This is a genomic window from Brevundimonas sp. (assembly GCF_965278935.1).
GTDB lineage: Bacteria > Pseudomonadota > Alphaproteobacteria > Caulobacterales > Caulobacteraceae > Brevundimonas.
Map to the genome: position 1 here is coordinate 1,889,149 of NZ_OZ257124.1, position 18,584 is coordinate 1,907,732.

Sequence of the window (18,584 nt, forward strand, 5' to 3'; positions counted from 1 at the left end):
TCAAGCAGTGAGCGACCGCGTCGCGAGCGTTAGCAACCATTCAACACAAAGAGAAACCGCCGGTGGATTGCTCCACCGGCGGCCCGTCACGACGTCGATCGACAGGGGGGCTGAAAAATATCGACGCCGCGAACCTGGTCGATCAGCGCGGCAGCCAGCCGCGGCGCGGATCGAAATAGTAGTGTCCGTCAGCCGAGACCTCGTAGCCGTTCTCGTAGCGGCGGCTGTCCCGACGGTCGTCGCGACGGTAGTCCTGACGGTCGTCGCGGTAGCCACGATCGTCATAGCGGTTCGAGGCGTAGGCCCGATCGTTGTAGCGATCGTTCGAGCTGTAATAGGTCGGGGCCTGCGAATAGCGGCTGTCCGAACGGCAGTTGTCGTTCGAGGAGCGGCCGACCTGGGCGCCGACGATGGCGCCGAGAACGCCACCGATGATCGAGCCTTCGGTGCGGTTGCCGCGACCCGAAACCTGCGAGCCGGCGACGGCGCCGACGCCTGCGCCGATCAGGGCGCCCGCACCGGTCCGGCCCTGGCCGTAGGTCTGGCAACGGTCCTGATAGCGGTCGTTGTAGGACTGGCTGTAGCCCTGGTTGTAGTTGCTGCCGTATCCGTAGGACTGGGCCGAGGCGGCGGCGGGAACGAGGGTCGCGGCGGCGGCGAGGGCGGCAGCGACGACGGCGGACTTCACGAAGGCGGTCATTTGAGAGAACCCCTGTTCGGCGCCGGGGAGGTCCGGCGTCTTGTTGGATCCACGTATGGGCCACCGAACCTGAACGCGTTTTGAGCGGGTCGTTCATCTTCGTTCAGGTTTCGGATTGCCTTGAGACCTCTTTCGCTGGGCCTGATCTGATCGGAAAACCGCTCACACTTTTCCGGATCAGGCCCTAGAAGCCGCCGATGACCATGACGCTGAAGATCGCCCATGTGGCCGGGCAGGGGGACGGCGTGGCCCATACGCCCGCCGGGCCGGTGTTCGCGCCCCTGACCCTGCCGGGCGAGACGGTGCGCGGCGAGGTCGTCGACGGGCGGATGGAGACGCCCGAGATCCTCGAGGCCAGCCCCGCCAGGATCGCGCCGGTGTCGCCGCAGTATGGCGACTGCGGCGGGTGTTCGCTGCAGCACTGGGCCAGCGGGCCCTATCTGGACTGGAAGCGGGATCTCGTCGTGTCGACCCTGGCGCGCGAGCGGATCGAGACGGAGGTCGAGGCGACGGTGGCGGTGCCGCCGGGAACGCGGCGGCGACTGGCCCTGCATGCGCGGCGGCTGGAGGACGGGCGGGTCGTGCTCGGGTTCAAGGCGCGGAAGTCGTGGCGGCTGGTGGAGGTGTCGAGCTGTCCGGTGGCCGATCCCCGGCTGGTGGCGATGTTTCCGGCGCTGGCCAAGGTGGCGGCGGCGTTTCTTGAGCATCCGAAGTCGGCGCCGACCCTGCATGTGACCTGGACTCTGGATGGGCTGGACATCGACGTGACCGGCGTGGAGCGGAAGTCGGGAGGACTGTCGGCGGACCGGCAGATGCAGGCGATCCGGGCGGCGCGGGAGGCGGACGTCGCGCGGCTCAGCATGGCCGGCGAGACCCTGATGATGGCGCGTCAGCCCCGGGTTCAGTTCGGGCCGGCGACCGTGCCCCTGCCGGCGGGCGGTTTCCTGCAGGCGGTGCCGGAGGCGGAGGCGGCGATGGTGCAGCGGGCCGTGGCCGCGGTGAAGGGGGCGAAGAAGGTGGCGGACCTGTTCTGCGGGACCGGGACCTTCACCTTCCCGCTGGCGACGGTGGCCAGTGTCATCGCGGCGGACGCCTCGGCGGCGGGGATCGCGGCGCTGAAACAGGGAATCGGCTCGGCGAAGGGGATGAAGCAGATCACGGCCGAGGCGCGCGACCTGTTCCGGCGGCCGCTGTCGCCCTACGATCTCAAGGGCTGCGAGGCCATCGTGTTCGACCCCCCGCGTGCCGGGGCCATCGATCAGACGGCCCAGATCAAGGATACGAAGGCGTCGGTCGTGGTGGGGGTGTCGTGCAATCCCCAGACATTCGCCCGGGACGCCCGGGTCCTGATCGACGCCGGGTTTCGGCTCGAGACGGTGACGCCGGTGGACCAGTTCCTGTGGTCGGCCCACGTCGAGCTGGTCGGCGTGTTCCGGCGCTAGGCGGCTTTCGCAGAGGCGGCGGCGGTTCCGACCAGCGGCTCGAACAGGTAGCGGGCCAGGTGGCGGGCGACGGGGACGACCACGCCGTCGCCGGTCAGGTGGTAGGCGTCGGTGTAGCTGCGGGGCAGGACATAGGTGTCGGGCAGGCCCATCAGGCGGGCGGTCTCGCGGGCCGAGATCAGGCGCGAGCGGATTCGGGGACCGTCGATGACCAGGATGGTCTGGCGGCTGGAGCCTCCCGACGGGGTGCGCAGGCAGCCGGCGACGTCGTCGAAGCGGACCTCGGCGCGCTGGGCTTTCTGGCCAGCTGAGTCGGTGCGGGTGCGGCGGTAGACGCCGCCGACCATCCGGCGACCGGCGCGCTGAGCGGCCTGGACCTTGGCGCGGTTGACCGGGGACATCAGCGACAGGAGGCGGTCGGTTTCGGCAGGGGTATGCCAGGCGACGCTGTCGGGGGCATCCTCGATCAGGTCGGCGAAGGTCGAGGCGCGGCGCTCGGGCGAGGGCAGGTTCCACCACAGAGCAGAGGCGCGCAGGTCGTCGGGCAGACGGTCCGTGGCGCGGACGACGGCCGGCGTGTGGAAGGGAGCGATCGGGCCGGGCGAGGTCAGGCCCTCGGGGATGTCGGCGGCGGTCTGGATGCCGACGACGAAAAGGCGCGGGCGGGACTGGGGCACGAACCGATCGGCGTTGATGACCAGGGCGCCGAAGCGATAGCCGGCCTCAGCGAAGGTCCGGCACATGGCCTCTAAGTCGGCGCCGCCGCGCGAAGTCAGGGCGCCGCAGACGTTCTCGACGGCGACGAGGCGGGGCGCGCGGCCCTCGGCGGCGAGGCCGCGAACGAGATCCCAGAAGGCGTAGAAGGTCCCGGAGCGCTCTCCGGCGAGGCCCGCGCCGTGGCCGGCGAGGGACAGGTCCTGGCAGGGAAAGCTGCCCCAGACGAGGTCGGGGCGGCCGGGGAGGGCTGCTGCGTCGAGGGCGCGGATGTCGCCGACGGTCAGTTCCCCGCCCGTGCCCCAATTGGCCTGATAGGTCAGGCCCTTGCGGGCGTCGAAATCGTTGGCGAACAGGCAGTCCCACCCCGCGCCGAGGCCGGCGCGGACCATGCCGCCGCCGGCGAAGAACTCGTAGAAGCCGGGCATGGCGGTCAGGATCGACGGAAGAGGGAATCGCGCATGGGGTCAGGGTGCCGGTGCGGGCGAGTCGGGTCCATTGGACCTTGGACTCGGAAAAACCGAGTCCACTGAGTGCAATTCAGAGGATGTCGTTCTGATACAGGTCGTTGAGACGATCTTTTGTGGAGAAGCCTGATGTCCTGCCGGCGGGAGAGTCCATTTTGGCGTGCTGGTGTGCAGCGCGCCGCCGGGTCCCCCGGTCTGCGGCGCGAAGAGCGCCTTGTCGGGGGATGACGAAAGTCAGCCGAACAGCTCCAGCTGCGCGCGCGCGTCCGCCGGGACCCGGAACTTCGTCACATCGAGATCGTGCCTGGGCCCGTCGAGCCCGTAGCGCTTCACAGCCGCCTTGAAGCGGGCGGAGATCAGGTCGGCGACGGGGCCGGTCCCCTTCATGCGCTGGGACCAGTCGGCGTCGTAGTCCTTGCCGCCGCGGGTCTGGCGGACGAGGGACATGACACGGGCGGCGCGATCCGGGCGGGCGTCGGCCAGCCACTCGGCGAAGAGGGTCTTGATCTCCAGCGGCAGGCGCAAGGTGACGTACATGGCCGTGGTGGCGCCGGCCTTCGCGGCGGCTTCGAGCACGGCCTCCAGCTCATGATCGTTGAGGCCGGGGATGACGGGAGCGAACCCGACGCCGACGGGGACGCCCGCATCGGCCAGGCGCTTCACCGCATCGAGGCGGCGCGCGGGCGTCGCGGCGCGAGGCTCCATGGTGCGGGCGAGATCGCGATCCAGCGTCGTGATCGAGACGAAGGCGCTGGCCAGACCGTCGCGGCCCATCGGGCCCAGGATATCCACATCGCGGGTGATCAGATTCGATTTGGTGATGATGGAAAAGGGCTGGTTGAACCGTTGCAGGACCTCCAGCAGGCCGCGCGTGATCTTCTGCGTGCGCTCGACCGGTTGATAGGGATCGGTGTTGCCGCCTATGTGGATGCGTTTGCAGACGTACCGGCGCGCGGCGAGTTCCTGTTCCAGGAGACGCGGCCCTTCTGGCTTGAAGAAGAGCCGGCTCTCGAAATCCAGGCCCGGGGATAGGCCCATCCAGGCATGGGATGGACGGGCGTAGCAGTAGATGCAGCCATGTTCGCAGCCTTTGTAGGGGTTGATCGAGCGGTCGAAACCGATGTCGGGACTGGTGTTGGTGGTGATGATCTTGCGGGCGTGTTCGGGCGTCAGGGTGGTCCGGAGCGGCTCCGGCGCCGCGTCATCCGCGGTCCAGCCGTCGTCGAAATCCTCGTGCACGACGGGTTCGAACCGACCGGAAGCGTTGGTGCGTGCGCCGCGTCCTTTCTTCAGCTGGGGAGCGGGAGACATGAGAGGAAGTTATGTTCCGCGTTGGAACAAAGCAAGAACAAAAGAGCGGGATGGGACCCGCAAGACAGGCCGTCCGGATCAGGCGGCCTGCATCTCTTCGAGCAGGGTTGCGACAAGTTCGGACGCAGGACGGACGCGGGCCAAGGGCGCCCCCTGTCCGGCCCATTGGGCGGAGAAGCCCATTTCTCCGGCCGCCCGGGCGGCGGCGTTAAGCGCCTTTCCGGCGTCGTAGGCGACGGGGTAATCCGGGACGGTCGCGGTCAGGGTCCGGCCAAGGGCAGTGAAGCGGTTGGGCAGGGAGCGGGCGACACGGCCGGAAATGGCGGCGGTCATTTCGGTGTGGGCGGCCGCGTCGCTGAGGAACAGGGCGCGATAGTCGGCGTCGGCGGCGCTCTCGGGGCAGGCGATGAAGGCGGTGCCGAGCTGGGCCGCCACGGCGCCCAGATCGAGGACCGCACGGATGCTGCGTCCGTCCATGATGCCGCCCGCTGCGATGACAGGCAGGCCGGCGTTGCGGACGAGCACGCGGGTGAGGGCGGCCATGCCAAGCCTCCTGTCCTCGGCTTGGGGGCCGAAAGCGCCGCGATGGCCGCCGGCCTCCCAGCCCTGAGCCACAACGGCGTCCATGCCCGCCGCCAAACAAGCGCGGGCCTCCTTGAGAGTGGTGGCTGTGGCGAGAAGGATGGACCCAGCCTGTCTCAGGGCGACGACCTGATCCGGGCGGGGCAGGCCGAAGTGGAAGCTGACCACCGGCGGGGCGGCGACGAGGAGGGCGGCGAACATCGCCTCGTCGTCGAGGAAGCTGGCGTAGGCGGGCTTCAGGGCTGTCGGCGGCTCGCAGCCGAAGGATCGGAAGGTCGGGGCCAGGGCATCGAGCCAGCCCGCCTCGATCGCAGCGTCGCGTCGGGGCGTGGCGTGGACGAACATGTTCACATTGAAGGGGCGGTCGGTAAGGGACCGAACCTCGCGGATCATGGCGGTCGCGCCTGCCGCGTCGACGGCGCCGACGGCGATCGAGCCGAGCGCACCGGCCTGGGAGACGCGGGCGGCCAGCAACGGGGTCGAGGTTCCGGCCATCGGGGCCTGGATGATGGGCGTCGCGACGCCGAGGCGCTCGAGGAAGGTCATCAGGTTCAGTTGGGGGTGCAGCCGTCCGATTTCACTATCCGGCGTTCGCCCTTCGCGCGATAATCGCCGTCATCGCAGGGGACCCATCATGACCGCACTCATCGTCATCGGCGTTATCGTCGTCATCCTGATCTTCGTGGTCATGGGGAGCTACAACAAGCTGGTCGCTCTGGACCAGAAGGCGGACCAGTCGTTCGCCGACATCGACGTGCAGCTGAAGCAGCGCAACGACCTGATCCCCAACCTGGTCGAGACGGTGAAGGGCTATGCCACCCACGAGCAGGAAACCCTGAACGCCGTGACCCAGGCGCGCGCCGCCGCCGCCGGGGCCACCACGGTCGACGACAAGGTGACCGCCGACAACATGCTGACCGGCGCCCTGGGCAAGTTGTTCGCCGTGGCCGAGGCCTATCCGGACCTGAAGGCCAACACCAACTTTCTGGAGCTGCAGCGCGAGCTGACCGACATCGAGAACAAGCTGGCCGCCGCGCGCCGCTTCTTCAACAACGCCGTGGCCGAGTTCAACGCCGTGCGGGCCCAGTTCCCGACCGTGCTGTTCGCCGGCATGTTCGGCTTCGGGACCGAGAAACCCTTCTTCCAGGTGGACGCCGCAGACCGCGCCGCGATGACCGCCGCCCCGCCGTCGGTGAAGTTCTAGGTCCACATGGCCGCTGTCGGTCTCCAGACCCACATCTGGGCGAACAACACCCGCTCGACCCTGCTGCTGATCGGGTTTCCGGTCATGCTGGTGGTGGTCCTGTTCGGGCTGGAACTGGTGCTGATGGGGTTCGGCTTCCTGCCCAACTCGGGCGGGACGCTGGGCGACGACATCAACTATGCGGTCGGAATGCTGGTGGGGACGATCCCTCTGGCGGTCGTGGTTGCCCTGATCTGGTTCGCCATCGCCTGGTTCGGCAACCAGGCGATGATCGACGTCATGACCGGCGCGCGAAAGGTCGAACGGCAGGACGAGCCGGAGCTCTATAACCTGCTGGAGAATCTGGCGATCTCGCGCGGGATGGCGACGCCGACGCTGCGGATCATCGATTCGGACAGTCTGAACGCCTTCGCCTCCGGCATTCGCGAGGACCACTACAGCGTCACGGTGACTCGAGGACTGATGGCCGCCCTGACCCGGGACGAGATGGAGGCGGTGCTGGCGCACGAGATGACCCACGTCATCAACAAGGACGTGCGGACCATGGTGATCGCCTCGATCTTCGCGGGGATCATCAGCGTCATCTGCCAGCTGGTGTTCCGGGGCCTGTTCTATGTCCGCAGCGGCAAGAGCAACAAGAACTCGGGGCCGCTGATCCTGATCGGGTTCGCCATCGCGGCCATCGGCTATCTGTTCGCGATCTTCATCCGGCTGATGCTGTCGCGGACGCGGGAGTATGTGGCCGACGCGGGGGCGGTCGAGCTGACCAAAAACCCGGACTCGATGATCTCGGCGCTGCGCAAGGTGTCGGGGCGATCGAAGCTGCAGGCGCCGGACGATGTGCAGGGCATGTTCCTGGACAATGAGCGGGAGGGGTTCACCGACGCCCTGTTCGCCACCCATCCGTCAATCGACAAGCGGATCGCGGCACTGGTCAAGTTCGGCGGCGGGCGGGATCCCGGGGCGTGGGATCCGGACCTGCTGGAGACGGGTTTGCCCGCGGACACGGCCGTGCCGCAGACAGCCTCCACCGCCGTTCCCTACAGCTGAGAGGACCGTCCATGGCGCGGCGCAAGATCGAGGTTCAGAACGTCATCAGCCCCGGGCACGTCCAGTCGGTCGATGCGGACAAGTACGAGGCGACGCGGGACGCCTATCTGGCGGTGCTGACCTCCGACGCGCCGGGAATGACGCCGGCGGAGATCAAGGCGGCTCTGACGCCGAGACTGCCCGAGGATCTGTTCCCGGGCGGGGCGACGGCCGGCTGGTGGGCCAAATGCGTGCAACTGGATCTGGAGGCCAGGGGCGTGATCGTGCGCGGGCCGGGCAGCCCGGTTCGGCTGCGGAAAGCCTAGTCGATCCGGGTCCAGCCGAGGGGTTTGAGGACCTCCATCGGACGGAACTGCGCCTTGTAGTCCATCTTGGGAGAGCCCTCGACCCAGTAGCCGAGGTAGACGAAGGGCAGGCGCACGGCCTGGGCCTGGCGCACATGGTCGAGGATGGCGAAGACGCCCAGCGACCGCTTGACCATCTCCGGATCGAAGAAGCTGTAGACCATCGACAGCCCGTCGCTCAGCAGGTCGGCGAGGGTCACCGCGACCAGATCGCCGGGGCCTTCGTCGGTGGAGGGAAGGCGGTATTCGATCAGATGGGTGCGGACCGCCGTGTCCTCGACCATGGCGATATAGTCGGGCCAGGTCATGTCGGTCATGCCGCCGCCGGGGTGGCGATGGGCAAGGTAGCGTTTGAGCAGGGCGAACTGCTCCTGGGTCGCCTCGGCCTCGACGAGGTCGCGCGACAGGTCGTCGTTGCGAGCCAGCACCTTCCTCTGGCCGCGCGAGAAGACGAACTCCGGCGCGGGCAGGCGGACGGAGACGCAGGCGTCGCAGCCCTCGCAGGCGGGGCGGTAGGCGATGTTCTGGCTGCGGCGGAAACCGGCGTGGGTCAGCTCGTCGTTGACGTGGGCGCCGTCCGAGAAGGGCAGGTTGGCGAACACCTTCCGCTCGGTCATGCCGGGCAGGTAGGGGCAGGGCGCGACCGCCGTCATGAAGAAGCGAAGCTGGCGTGTCGGTACGTGTTGCGTCACGTCTCTACGTCCGCATCCGATTTCGTCCGGCGTAAGGCAGGGCCGTTTCCATCGGACGATTTGGCGTTATTCGATGCCGGGCCGCAAGCGGGTTCGCGCCGTAACCGAACGGCGCCAGAGCGTGAGAAGCGCTCTCGCCTTTTCTGGAGCCCGATTCACCGCGTCGGCTGGATTGCGAAGCAATCCTCCCTCGGCGGATCAGGCTCATGTTCACAGGCTTGTGTCCGTGGGCAGGACGGGCGCCTCGCGCAACAGGACGATGGCGATGCGGCGGTTGCCGGCGAGCGACGGATCGTCGGGGTACAGAGGGTCGGAGCCCGCCTTGCCCGCCACCGAATAGACCCGGTCGGCATCGACGCCGGCGGCCTGGAGGATGGCGCGCGACGCGTCGGCGCGGCCCGCCGACAGGGGCCAGTCGCTGGCGACCGAGGCGCGCCCCGATCCAGCGACGGCGGAGGTGTGGCCGGAGATGGAGATGCGGTTCGGCAACCGGTTCACAACCCCGGCGATGGCCCGCAGCAGGACCTGGGCGCGGGCATTGGGGCGGGTCGAGTTCTGCTCGAACATCGAGCGGCCCTCCTGATCGACCAGCTGGATGCGCAGGCCCTCGGGCGTCTGGTCGATGATCAGCTGTTTCGACAGCTCCGCCAGTTCGGGCATGCGCTGCATGGCCTGGCGCAGGCTCTCGGCGGCGGACTGGAACTCGGCGGCCTCGCGAGCGGCGATCTCCTGCCGGAGTTCCTCTTCCGAAGCTGCCGCGAGGTGGGCGTTGGCGCCGCTCTCCTCGGGAGCGTCCTGGGGCGCCTCCGGGGCCTGCTGTTCCAGCACCGACATGGAGCCTGACGATTTGGAACCGTCTTCGCCGAGCGAGGTGCCGCCGAGAATGCCGCCGGAGCCGGAGGTGGTCTGCGAGACGCTGGCAGGCGCGAAATATTCGGCGATGCCCTTCTTCTGCTCGGGATCGGTCGTGTTGATCAGCCACATCAGGAGGAAGAACGCCATCATCGCGGTCACGAAGTCGGCGTAGGCCACCTTCCACGCGCCGCCGTGGTGGCCGCCGCCGGACACCTTCTTGATCTTCTTGATGATGATCGGACGTTCGGCGGCGTTCATCGACTCGGTGGGGCTGCGGAGACTGACCCGGACCCTCGACGATCAAGGTTAATGCGACCTTTCGGTCGGGCCTCAGACGGCCAGAAAGCCGAGGTGCTCCAGCAGGATCGTCGTGCCCAGGGCGATCAGGGCCAGACCGCCGACGAGTTCGGCGATCTTGCCGAAGCGGGCGCCGATGCTGCGGCCGATCAGCATGCCGATCGTGGTCAGGGCGAAGGTCGTCAGGCCGATGCTGAGGGCGATGACCCAGATGTTGGCGCCCAGAAAGGCCAGGCCCACGCCGACGGCCGCCGCATCGATGCTGGTGCCCACGGCGGTGGCGATCAGGGCCCAGGGACCGGCGCGGGTGGGCGGCGCATCGGCGTCGGCCGGCTTCGAGGCCTCATGGATCATCTTGCCGCCGACGACGGCCAGAAGACCGAAGGCGATCCAGTGATCGACCTCCTGCACGAAGCCGGCGGCGATCAGACCGAGGCCCCAGCCGATCAGGGGGGTGATGGCCTCGATCACGCCGAACACCGCACCGGCCTTGACCGCCGACCGCCACGACGGACGATGCGAGGCGCCGCGGCCCACGGCGGCGGCGAAGGCGTCCGTGGACATGCTGAGCGACAGGACGGCGATGGCTCCGGGCGTCATGGATCGATCTCGCCGGGCAGTCACGCGCGCCCGGCCGGTTCGAGCGGCGGCCGTCCTAGGGGATGGCGGATCAGTTAGCCCAGACTGAACTGACAGGAAGGTTGTCGCAGGCCCCGTCAGGTCCTAGACACGCCGCCACGCGGATGTGGCGAAACTGGTAGACGCACCAGATTTAGGTTCTGGCATCGCAAGATGTGGAGGTTCGAGTCCTCTCATCCGCACCAACATTTTTTGTAGAGCGCTATCGCTCGCCGCGCGGCGGCTCGCTGCTTGAGCGCATTTCCAGGGCGCTATCGCTCGGCTCGCGCAGCCTCGCTGCTTGAGCGCAGGGCTTCCGGTTCAGCGAATGCCCGAAAGACAAAAGGCCCGGGATTGCTCCCGGGCCTTTCTCGATTCCGCAGTGAGGCGGGATCAGTCCTTGGTGTTGTCGACGCCGCGGCCCATGGCCTCGGCGGCGGTTTCGAGACCCACGTCTTCCGTGATGTCGATGCCCTTGGCGAGCTTCGAGTTCCAGAAGCCGTAGGCGCCGTAGATGATCGCGCCCACGACGGCGTAGCCGCCCAGCAGCATGAGGGGGAGGGGATTGTCCTCCGCCGCATGCTGGAACATCGGGATCAGGTTCTGGCTGGCCAGGAACAGGCAGGCCAGGATGCCCAGAACCGCGGTGAAGATGCCGCCCGGGACCTTGAACGGACGCGGCATCTCCGGGTGCTTGATGCGCAGGAAGATCACGCTCAGGCAGACGATCGAGAAGGCCGTGGCCGTACCCAGGGACACCAGGTCGCCAAGGATCGAGATGGGCAGGAAGGCCGCCGCGATGGCGATCAGCAGGCCCAGCAGGATGGTGCCGATCCAGGGGGTGCGGAACTTCGGATGGATCACGGCGAAGGCGCGCGGCAGCAGGCCGTCGCGAGCCATCGTGTAGAAGATCCGCGTCTGGCCGTAGCAGAGCACCAGCATGACCGAGCTCAGGCCGGTGATGGCGCCGATCTTGATCATGAAGCTGATCAGGTTCAGCGGCTGGCCGCTGGACAGGATGATGGGCGTGTTGGCCCATTCCAGGCTCATCCGGTCGATGGCGACGGCGACGGGCGCCGGGCTGGCCAGCTCGAGATAGGGGACGACGCCGGTCATGACGGCGGCGACGGCCATATAGATCAGGGTACAGACAAACAGGGCGCCCAGGATGCCGAAGGGCACGTCCTTGGACGGGTTCTTGGCCTCGGCGGCGGCGGTCGAGACGGCCTCGAAGCCGACGTAGGCGAAGAAGATGATCGCGGCGCCCCGGAAGATGCCGCCGACGCCGAACTGTCCGGCGACCCCGGTCGGTTCAGGGATGAAGGGCACCCAGTTGGCCGGATTCACATAGCCGATGCCGACCGCGATGAAGGTCAGCAGGACGATGATCTTGATGACGACGATCACGTTGTTGATGCTCGCCGACTCCGAAACGCCCAGGACCAGCAGGCCGCAGACGGCGGCGATGCCGATGGCGGCGACCAAGTTGAAGGTGCCGGTGAGCGGGAAGGATGTCGCGCCCGCGTCCTGAACCAGCTGAACCAGCGGAGTGGCCCACTGGGGACCCTCGCCGCCGGCGTACTGGATCATCGGGAAGATCTGCTGGCTGATGCCGAAGTCGTGCAGAATCGAGACGACATAGCCGGACCAGCCGACCGCCACGGTGGAGGCCGCGACGCCGTATTCGAGAACCAGCAGCCAGCCCATGATCCAGGCGAAGACCTCGCCCAGGGTTCCGTAGGCGTAGGTGTAGGCCGAGCCCGAGACCGGCATGGTCGAGGCGAGTTCGGCGTAGCAGAGGCCGGCGAGGCCGCAGGCGATGCCGGCGACGATGAAGGACAGCATGATCGCCGGACCGGCGTTGGCCGCAGCCACCTGACCGGTCAGGACGAAGATGCCGGCGCCGATGATGGCGCCGATGCCCAGGCTCATCAGGTTCCATTTGCCGAGCGTGCGCTTCAGCTCGCTCTTGGAGGCTTCCTTCTGGATCTGCGCTACGGATTTTCTGAGGAACAGCTGGTTCCCCTTGGGCCTAAGGCCATCTGCGGACATACGTCGCGCCCCCTCGATACGAAAACACGGCGAACCCTCCCCGGGCCGCCTTCCAGCGCGGGACGCTAGCGACGGATTATCGCAGGCGCAACGCGGTTTCCGATCCATGAAGGACCCGCAACGCTTTCGTGACCCCCGAAGTGGGGGTTTGGCCGCGCATTCCTTGGTCGCAGGGCGGCGCCGCGCCAGTGCAGCCGCTTTTTTCTTGGGGCTATCGCGCTTTGCGCTACTTGAGCCGCGATGATCCTGCCCATTCACGCCGTGCTGGAAGAGATGAAGGTCGCGGTCGCCGCGAATCCGGCGGTCGTGCTGGCGGCGCCCCCGGGCGCGGGAAAGACGACGGTCGTGCCGCTGGCCCTGCTGAACGCGGAGTGGCTGGACGGCCGGAAGATTCTGTTGCTGGAGCCGCGCAGGCTCGCAGCGCGGGCGGCGGCGGAGCGGATGGCGCAGACACTGGGCGAGAAGGCCGGCGACACCGTCGGTTATCGCACCCGGTTGCAGAGCCGGGTCGGGCCGCGGACCCGGATCGAAGTGATCACCGAGGGGGTGTTCACGCGAATGATTCTGGACGATCCCGGTCTGGAGGGGGTGGGGGCGGTCCTGTTCGACGAGTTTCACGAACGGAGCCTGGACGCCGATCTGGGGCTGGCGCTGGCTCGGGACAGCCAGTCGGTGCTCAGGGACGACCTGAAGCTGGTGGTCATGTCGGCGACGCTGGATATCGCTGGGGTGTCGCGGCTTCTGGATGGCGCGCCGGTGATCGAGGCGCAGGGGCGGGCGTTCCCGGTGGAGACGATCTATCTGGGTCGCAATCCGGTCGAGCGGATCGAGGATGCGACGGCGCGAGCCTGTCTGACGGCGCTGGGCGATCAGTCGGGGTCGGTGCTGGCCTTCCTGCCGGGACAGGGCGAAATCCACCGGACGGCGCAGAGGATCGGCGAGCGGTTGCGGGATCCGTCGGTCGATGTGGTCGCCCTGTATGGCGCGCTCGACAAGGAGACGCAGGATCGGGCGATCGAGCCGTCGCCTTCGGGACGGCGAAAGATCGTGCTGGCGACCTCGGTGGCCGAGACCAGCCTGACCATTCAGGGCGTGCGGGTCGTCGTCGATTGCGGCCTGTCGCGTGTGCCGCGATTCGAGCCGTCGAGCGGGCTGACGCGGCTGGCGACGGTGCGGGTCAGCCGGTCGTCGGCCGAGCAGCGGCGGGGCCGGGCCGGGCGGACGGAGCCGGGGGTCTGCTACCGGCTGTGGGACGAGGAATCGACGCGGGGGCTTATCCCGCATCAGAGGCCGGAAATTCTCGAAGCGGACCTGACCGGGCTGGCGCTGGATTTGGCGCGGTGGGGGGCGCGGACGACAGAGGGGCTGGCGCTACTCGATGCGCCGCCGGCCGGGGCGCTGGCCGAGGCGCGGACGGTGCTGACGCGGTTGGGGGCGCTGGATGCGCAGGGCGGTCTGACGGCGCATGGGCGGCGGCTGACGCGGACGCCGCTGGCGCCGAGGCTGGCGCATCTGGTCGCGGTGGCGGCGGATCGCGGGGATGCGGCGCTGGGGGCGCGGATCGCGGCGGTGCTGAGCGAGCCGGGGCTGGGCGGGAACGATGTCGATCTGAGGGATCGCCTGCGCGGGTTCGAACGGGACCGGTCGGCGCGGGCGCAGGATGCGCGGAAACTGGTCGAGCGCTGGGCGAAGGCGGCGGGCGGGCGAGGAGGCGGGGGTGATATCGCGCCGGGGGACCTGCTCGCCGAGGCGTTTCCCGAGCGGGTGGCCAGGGCGCGGGGCAAGCCGGGCGAAGTCTTGCTGGCGTCGGGGCGTGGAGCGTTTCTCGACGCGGCGGAAGGGCTGGCGCGCGAGGCGTGGCTCGCTGTCGGCGATCTGGGCGGCGGGGAGGCGAGGGATCGCATCCGGCTGGCGGCGCCGCTGGATCCCTCCTCGCTGGACGCGCGGTTGACCACCGAGGATCGGCTGGTGCGCGAGCCGTCGGGCCGTATGGTGATGCGCCGTATCCGGCGGGTCGGGGCCATCGTGTTCGACGAGAAGATCACCGGGGCGCCGGACCGGGCCGCGATCACCCAGGCGCTGCGTGACGAGGTCGAGGCGAACGGGCTGGCGGGTTTAAAATGGGGCGAGCGGTCGAGCGGGTTCCGGGCGCGGCTGGCGTTCCTGCATTCGCTGGACCGCGACTGGCCCGAGGTTTCGGACGCGACCTTGCTGACGGCGCGCGAGGACTGGCTGTGGTCGCTGCTGGAGGGCGTTCAGGACCTGTCGCAGATCAGGGACGAGGCATTGGCGCAGGGTCTGGAGATGCTGGTTCCGTGGGATCGGCGTCGTGCGATGGACGAACTGGCGCCGCAGCGGCTGACGACGCCCTTGGGGTCGGCGGGGATCGACTACGGCGCCGAGGGCGGGCCACGCGTGGATATACGGGTGCAGGAGCTGTTCGGGGTGACGACCCATCCAGCCGTGGGCGGCGGACGCGTGCCGTTGACCCTGGCCCTGCTGTCGCCGGCGCGCAGACCGATACAGATGACCAAAGACCTGCCCGGTTTCTGGCGCGGGTCGTGGAAGGATGTCCGCTCGGAGATGCGCGGCCGCTATCCGAGGCATCCGTGGCCCGAGAACCCCGCCGAGGCGCCGCCGACCAACCGGGTGAAGCCGCGCGGAACCTGAACCGCTTGACCGATCGACGGTCGTCGTCGCATCGATGGATTAACGACAAGGGGACACGCCGTTGACCGAACCCACCCTGCTGATCCCGCCCAGCACGACCTCGACGCGCCGCGTCCTGTTCGCCAGCCTGATCGGCACGACGATCGAGTTCTTCGACTTCTACATCTACGCCACGGCGGCGGTGCTGGTGTTTCCGGCGCTGTTCTTCCCGGGCGGCGATCCTCTGACGGCGCAACTGCAGTCGTTCGCGACCTTCGCCCTGGCCTTCTTCGCCCGGCCGGTGGGCGCGGTGATCTTCGGCCATTTCGGAGACCGGATCGGACGGAAGGCGACGCTGGTCGCGGCCCTGATGACGATGGGACTGTCGACGATCGCCATCGGTCTGTTGCCGACCTATGCGCAGATCGGCGTGGTCGCACCGCTGTTGCTGGCCGTTTGCCGGTTCGGACAGGGACTGGGTCTGGGCGGCGAATGGGGCGGGGCCGTGTTGCTGGCGACCGAGAACGCGCCGCCGGGACGCAAGGCCTGGTTCGGCATGTTCCCGCAGCTGGGTGCGCCGATCGGCTTCATCCTGTCGACCGGGGCCTTCATCGTGCTGACCACGACGATGAGCGAGGAGGCGTTCCTGAGCTGGGGCTGGCGGACGCCGTTCCTGGCCAGCGCAATTCTGGTCATCGTCGGCCTGTGGGTTCGGCTTCGGATCACCGAGACGCCGGAGTTCAGCCGGGTCATCGAGCGGGCCGAACGGGTGAAGGCGCCGGTCCTGACCCTGCTGGCCAGGTACAAGGGGGCGTTGATCCTGGGGACGCTGGGCGCGACGACCACCTTCCTGCTCTTCTATCTGATGACAGTCTTCGCCCTGAGCTGGGCGACGACGAGCCTCGGCTTCACGCGCGCCGATATCCTGCCAACGCAGCTGGTCGGCGTGATCTTCTTCGGGGCCTTCATTCCGATCTCGGCCCTTGCCGCGGACCGGTTCGGGCAGATCAAGGTGCTCATCGCGGCCTCGATCGGGATCGGCCTGTTCGGCTTCCTGATCGCGCCGCTATTCAACGCGGGGCTGACCGGACTGCTGATCTTCTTCTCGCTGGGATTCGCGCTGATGGGCGCGACCTACGGGCCGCTCAGCGCCGCCATGGCGCGACCGTTCCGGGCGGCGGTCCGCTACACAGGTGCGTCGATGGCGTTCAACCTGGCAGGGATCGCCGGGGCGTCGGTGGCGCCCTATGCGGCGACCTCGCTGGCCAAGACCTATGGCGTGCCGGCCGTGGGGCTGTATCTCGCGGCGACGGCGGCGATCACGGTGCTGGCCCTGATCGGCATGTCCCGCCTGAAGGCCGAAGACTAGGTCCTAGCGAATTCGGTGGGCCAGCCGGCCCGGGCGCAGATTGAACCAGGTCCACGGCTTCCAGATCGCGGCGCCCGGCTTCCACGAGGCGACGACGACCTCGGCGCGGCCCACCACATTCGTCACGGGCAGCAGGCCGACGCCCACGTCGCCCGACCAGCGGCTGTCCAGCGAGTTGTCGCGGTTGTCGCCCATGACGAACAGCTGGCCCTCCGGCACGACCTGGGCCGGGCGGTCGTCGCCGGCGCCCGGGCCGCCGTCGAAGGTGACATAGGCGCGGCCGTCGGCCTGACGTTCCTCGATCTGTTCGACCGGCCGTCCGGGCTGATCGAGGTCGAGGCCCGGCCCGAGGGCCCGCTGAGGCAACACCTGGCCGTTGACGGTCACCACACCGTCCGAGACGGACACCGTGTCGCCGGGCAGGCCGATGACGCGCTTGATCCAGCTCTCCTGCGGATTGCTGGGGCGGCGGAAGACGACCACGTCGCCGCGCTTCGGCAGATGTTCGAACAGACGTCCCGACGGCAGGGGCGGGTTGAAGGGCAGGGAGGCGCGGCTCCAGCCGTAGGCGAACTTGGACACCACCAGATAGTCGCCGACCACCAGGCCTGGCTCCATCGAGGCCGAGGGGATGGTGAAGGGCTGGAAGGCCGCGGTCTGGATCGCGATGGCGGCAGCGAGGGCCACGCCGATGGTGCGTACCGTGTCGACGATCTCGGCCAAGCCGGATGGCGAGGCGTCGGCCGGGGTGGGGATTTCCGTGTTCAGGGTGTCGGAGGTCTGGGTCATGGCGACAGTCGAGCCGCGATCCGGTCCTCAGGCCAGCGAAGTCGTGTCCGGACAGGCCGCGGATCGTGTCCGGACAAAGAAAAACGCCGGGGCGCGGGCCCCGGCGTTCTGGATGTCTTCCGGTTCAGCCCCGGTTCTGGATCGGCACGTAGTCGCGCTCGGTCGGGCCGGTATAGAGCTGGCGCGGACGGCCGATCTTCTGCGCCGGATCGGCCAGCATCTCTTCCCACTGGGCGATCCAGCCCACGGTGCGGGCCAGGGCGAACAGCACGGTGAACATCGAGGTCGGGAAGCCCATCGCCGACAGGGTGATGCCCGAATAGAAGTCGACGTTCGGGAACAGCTTGCGTTCGATGAAATATTCGTCCGACAGGGCGATCCGCTCCAGTTCCTTGGCGACCTGGAACAGGGGATCGTTCTCGGCGCCGACGAGGTCGAGGATCTCGTCCGCCGACTGCTTCATCACCGTCGCCCGGGGATCGTAGTTCTTGTACACGCGGTGGCCGAAGCCCATCAGCTTGTATTTCTTGGCCTTCACGCCCTCGATGAACTCCGGAATCTTGTCCGGGGTGCCGATCTCCTTGAGCATCGTCAGCGCCTCTTCGTTGGCGCCGCCGTGCGACGGGCCCCACAGGCAGGCGATGCCGGCGGCGATACAGGCGAACGGATTGGCGCCCGACGAACCAGCCAGACGGACGGTCGAGGTCGAGGCGTTCTGCTCGTGATCGGCGTGCAGGGTGAAGATCCGGTCCATGGCCCGGGCCATCTTCGGGTCGACCACATAGTCCTCGGCCGGAACGGCGAAGCACATGCGCAGGAAGTTCTCGGCGTAGGACAGGTCGTTGCGCGGCGAAACGAAGGGCTGGCCGATGTGGTATTTGTAGGCGCGGGCCGCGATCGTCGGCATCTTGGCGATCAGGCGGATGGCCGAGATGTTGCGCTGGACCGGGTCATGGATGTCCAGGCTGTCGTGATAGAAGGCCGACAGGGCGCCGACGGCGCCAACCATGATCGCCATCGGGTGGGCGTCGCGACGGAAACCTTGGAAGAACTGGTCGAACTGGGCGTGCAGCATGGTGTGCCGCGTCACCGTCTCCTCGAACGCCGCATATTCGGCGGCCGTCGGCAGTTCGCCGTGCAGCAGCAGGTGGCAGACCTCGATGAAGTTCGACTTCTCGGCGAGCTGGCCGATCGGATAGCCGCGGTGCAGCAGGACGCCGGCGTCGCCGTCGATGTAGGTGATGGCGCTTTCGCAGGCGGCCGTGGACGTGAAGCCCGGGTCGAAGGTGAAGGCGTCGGTCGCGCCGTACAGCTTGCGGATGTCGATGACGTCCGGGCCGGTCGTGCCGGACAAAACCGGCAGTTCGACGGACTTTTCGCCGTAGGTCAGAGTCGCCGTGCCGGCGGATTTCGAGGCTTCAGTCATCAGGCGCCCTTATCGATGGTGTT

The 18,584-nt window shown here is 68.1% G+C and carries 16 protein-coding genes and 1 tRNA gene; 7 read left to right on the plus strand and 10 right to left on the minus strand.

The annotated features are described in order from the left end of the window. Window positions 1-142 precede the first annotated feature (142 nt). The gene (locus tag ACQY68_RS09380; RefSeq protein WP_428149107.1) at window positions 143-700 is read right to left on the minus strand and encodes a glycine zipper 2TM domain-containing protein; all 558 of its coding nucleotides are present in this window, start codon (window positions 698-700) and stop codon (window positions 143-145) included. A 203-nt stretch (window positions 701-903) separates the two neighbouring features. On the opposite strand from ACQY68_RS09380, the gene ACQY68_RS09385 reads away from it, so the two are divergent. After that, on the plus strand, window positions 904-2,142 hold the full coding sequence (locus ACQY68_RS09385) for a class I SAM-dependent RNA methyltransferase (protein ID WP_428152628.1): 1,239 nt from the start codon (window positions 904-906) through the stop codon (window positions 2,140-2,142). On the opposite strand, the gene ACQY68_RS09390 is transcribed toward ACQY68_RS09385, so the two are convergent. The 3 genes from ACQY68_RS09390 to ACQY68_RS09400 form a co-directional block, all read right to left on the minus strand. After that, window positions 2,139-3,284: a DNA cytosine methyltransferase gene (locus ACQY68_RS09390; RefSeq protein ID WP_428149109.1), complete on the minus strand. Its 1,146-nt coding sequence runs from the start codon at window positions 3,282-3,284 to the stop codon at window positions 2,139-2,141. The genes ACQY68_RS09385 and ACQY68_RS09390 overlap by 4 nt on opposite strands. Window positions 3,285-3,557: 273 nt before the next feature. Then, window positions 3,558-4,634, minus strand: a complete 1,077-nt coding sequence (locus ACQY68_RS09395) for a PA0069 family radical SAM protein (RefSeq protein ID WP_428149110.1) — start codon at window positions 4,632-4,634, stop codon at window positions 3,558-3,560. Window positions 4,635-4,712: 78 nt separating this feature from the next. Further along, a complete protein-coding gene (locus ACQY68_RS09400; protein WP_428149111.1) occupies window positions 4,713-5,762 on the minus strand; it encodes an NAD(P)H-dependent flavin oxidoreductase in 1,050 nt (349 codons plus the stop codon). 88 nt (window positions 5,763-5,850) lie between these two features. Here ACQY68_RS09400 and ACQY68_RS09405 point away from each other — a divergent pair, with 88 nt between their 5' ends. Genes ACQY68_RS09405 through ACQY68_RS09415 form a run of 3 tightly spaced genes read left to right on the plus strand, consistent with a single transcriptional unit; the run spans window position 5,851 to window position 7,775 of the window. After that, window positions 5,851-6,420, plus strand: a complete 570-nt coding sequence (locus ACQY68_RS09405; protein ID WP_428149112.1) for a LemA family protein — start codon at window positions 5,851-5,853, stop codon at window positions 6,418-6,420. 6 nt (window positions 6,421-6,426) lie between these two features. Further along, window positions 6,427-7,470: a M48 family metallopeptidase gene (locus ACQY68_RS09410; RefSeq protein WP_428149114.1), complete on the plus strand. Its 1,044-nt coding sequence runs from the start codon at window positions 6,427-6,429 to the stop codon at window positions 7,468-7,470. Between the two features lie 11 nt (window positions 7,471-7,481). After that, window positions 7,482-7,775, plus strand: coding sequence for a DUF6958 family protein (locus ACQY68_RS09415; protein WP_428149115.1), 294 nt, complete (start codon window positions 7,482-7,484; stop codon window positions 7,773-7,775). Here ACQY68_RS09415 and ACQY68_RS09420 read toward each other — a convergent pair. The 3 genes from ACQY68_RS09420 to ACQY68_RS09430 all read right to left on the minus strand — a co-directional run bounded on the left by ACQY68_RS09420 (window position 7,772) and on the right by ACQY68_RS09430 (window position 10,258). Next, window positions 7,772-8,506: an arginyltransferase gene (locus ACQY68_RS09420; protein ID WP_428149116.1), complete on the minus strand. Its 735-nt coding sequence runs from the start codon at window positions 8,504-8,506 to the stop codon at window positions 7,772-7,774. The two genes, ACQY68_RS09415 and ACQY68_RS09420, sit on opposite strands and share 4 nt — an antisense overlap. 210 nt (window positions 8,507-8,716) lie before the next feature. Continuing rightward, on the minus strand, window positions 8,717-9,619 hold the full coding sequence (locus tag ACQY68_RS09425; RefSeq protein WP_428149117.1) for a flagellar motor protein MotB: 903 nt from the start codon (window positions 9,617-9,619) through the stop codon (window positions 8,717-8,719). 72 nt (window positions 9,620-9,691) lie between these two features. Beyond that, window positions 9,692-10,258, minus strand: coding sequence for a manganese efflux pump MntP family protein (locus ACQY68_RS09430; protein ID WP_428149118.1), 567 nt, complete (start codon window positions 10,256-10,258; stop codon window positions 9,692-9,694). A 139-nt stretch (window positions 10,259-10,397) separates the two neighbouring features. Between ACQY68_RS09430 and ACQY68_RS09435 the strand changes: the two genes are divergently transcribed. After that, window positions 10,398-10,482, plus strand: a tRNA-Leu gene (locus tag ACQY68_RS09435). Between the two features lie 187 nt (window positions 10,483-10,669). On the opposite strand, the gene ACQY68_RS09440 is transcribed toward ACQY68_RS09435, so the two are convergent. Then, complete coding sequence (locus ACQY68_RS09440) at window positions 10,670-12,328, minus strand: amino acid permease (RefSeq protein WP_428149119.1); 1,659 nt, start codon at window positions 12,326-12,328, stop codon at window positions 10,670-10,672. A 240-nt stretch (window positions 12,329-12,568) separates the two neighbouring features. Between ACQY68_RS09440 and hrpB the strand changes: the two genes are divergently transcribed. Both hrpB and ACQY68_RS09450 read left to right on the plus strand, forming a co-directional pair. Next, window positions 12,569-14,998: an ATP-dependent helicase HrpB gene (hrpB, locus tag ACQY68_RS09445; protein ID WP_428149120.1), complete on the plus strand. Its 2,430-nt coding sequence runs from the start codon at window positions 12,569-12,571 to the stop codon at window positions 14,996-14,998. Window positions 14,999-15,059: 61 nt separating this feature from the next. Continuing rightward, entirely contained in the window at window positions 15,060-16,346 is a 1,287-nt protein-coding gene (locus ACQY68_RS09450; RefSeq protein ID WP_428149121.1) for an MFS transporter, read from the plus strand. A 3-nt stretch (window positions 16,347-16,349) separates the two neighbouring features. On the opposite strand, the gene lepB is transcribed toward ACQY68_RS09450, so the two are convergent. Beyond that, window positions 16,350-17,135: a signal peptidase I gene (gene lepB / locus ACQY68_RS09455; protein WP_428149122.1), complete on the minus strand. Its 786-nt coding sequence runs from the start codon at window positions 17,133-17,135 to the stop codon at window positions 16,350-16,352. Between the two features lie 124 nt (window positions 17,136-17,259). Beyond that, on the minus strand, window positions 17,260-18,561 hold the full coding sequence (gene gltA / locus ACQY68_RS09460) for a citrate synthase (RefSeq protein WP_428149123.1): 1,302 nt from the start codon (window positions 18,559-18,561) through the stop codon (window positions 17,260-17,262). Between the last annotated feature and the right edge of the window lie 23 nt (window positions 18,562-18,584).

What these genes read in the sequence shown, in the direction of transcription:
- ACQY68_RS09390 (WP_428149109.1), bottom strand. Translation starts at nt 3,284, where the DNA reads ATGCCCGGCTTCTACGAGTTCTTCGCCGGCGGCGGCATGGTCCGCGCC.
- hrpB (WP_428149120.1), top strand. Translation starts at nt 12,569, where the DNA reads ATGATCCTGCCCATTCACGCCGTGCTGGAAGAGATGAAGGTCGCGGTC.
- ACQY68_RS09430 (WP_428149118.1), bottom strand. Translation starts at nt 10,258, where the DNA reads ATGACGCCCGGAGCCATCGCCGTCCTGTCGCTCAGCATGTCCACGGAC.
- ACQY68_RS09425 (WP_428149117.1), bottom strand. Translation starts at nt 9,619, where the DNA reads ATGAACGCCGCCGAACGTCCGATCATCATCAAGAAGATCAAGAAGGTG.
- ACQY68_RS09380 (WP_428149107.1), bottom strand. Translation starts at nt 700, where the DNA reads ATGACCGCCTTCGTGAAGTCCGCCGTCGTCGCTGCCGCCCTCGCCGCC.
- ACQY68_RS09410 (WP_428149114.1), top strand. Translation starts at nt 6,427, where the DNA reads ATGGCCGCTGTCGGTCTCCAGACCCACATCTGGGCGAACAACACCCGC.
- ACQY68_RS09385 (WP_428152628.1), top strand. Translation starts at nt 904, where the DNA reads ATGACGCTGAAGATCGCCCATGTGGCCGGGCAGGGGGACGGCGTGGCC.
- ACQY68_RS09415 (WP_428149115.1), top strand. Translation starts at nt 7,482, where the DNA reads ATGGCGCGGCGCAAGATCGAGGTTCAGAACGTCATCAGCCCCGGGCAC.
- ACQY68_RS09440 (WP_428149119.1), bottom strand. Translation starts at nt 12,328, where the DNA reads ATGTCCGCAGATGGCCTTAGGCCCAAGGGGAACCAGCTGTTCCTCAGA.
- gltA (WP_428149123.1), bottom strand. Translation starts at nt 18,561, where the DNA reads ATGACTGAAGCCTCGAAATCCGCCGGCACGGCGACTCTGACCTACGGC.
- ACQY68_RS09400 (WP_428149111.1), bottom strand. Translation starts at nt 5,762, where the DNA reads ATGACCTTCCTCGAGCGCCTCGGCGTCGCGACGCCCATCATCCAGGCC.
- lepB (WP_428149122.1), bottom strand. Translation starts at nt 17,135, where the DNA reads ATGACCCAGACCTCCGACACCCTGAACACGGAAATCCCCACCCCGGCC.
- ACQY68_RS09395 (WP_428149110.1), bottom strand. Translation starts at nt 4,634, where the DNA reads ATGTCTCCCGCTCCCCAGCTGAAGAAAGGACGCGGCGCACGCACCAAC.
- ACQY68_RS09405 (WP_428149112.1), top strand. Translation starts at nt 5,851, where the DNA reads ATGACCGCACTCATCGTCATCGGCGTTATCGTCGTCATCCTGATCTTC.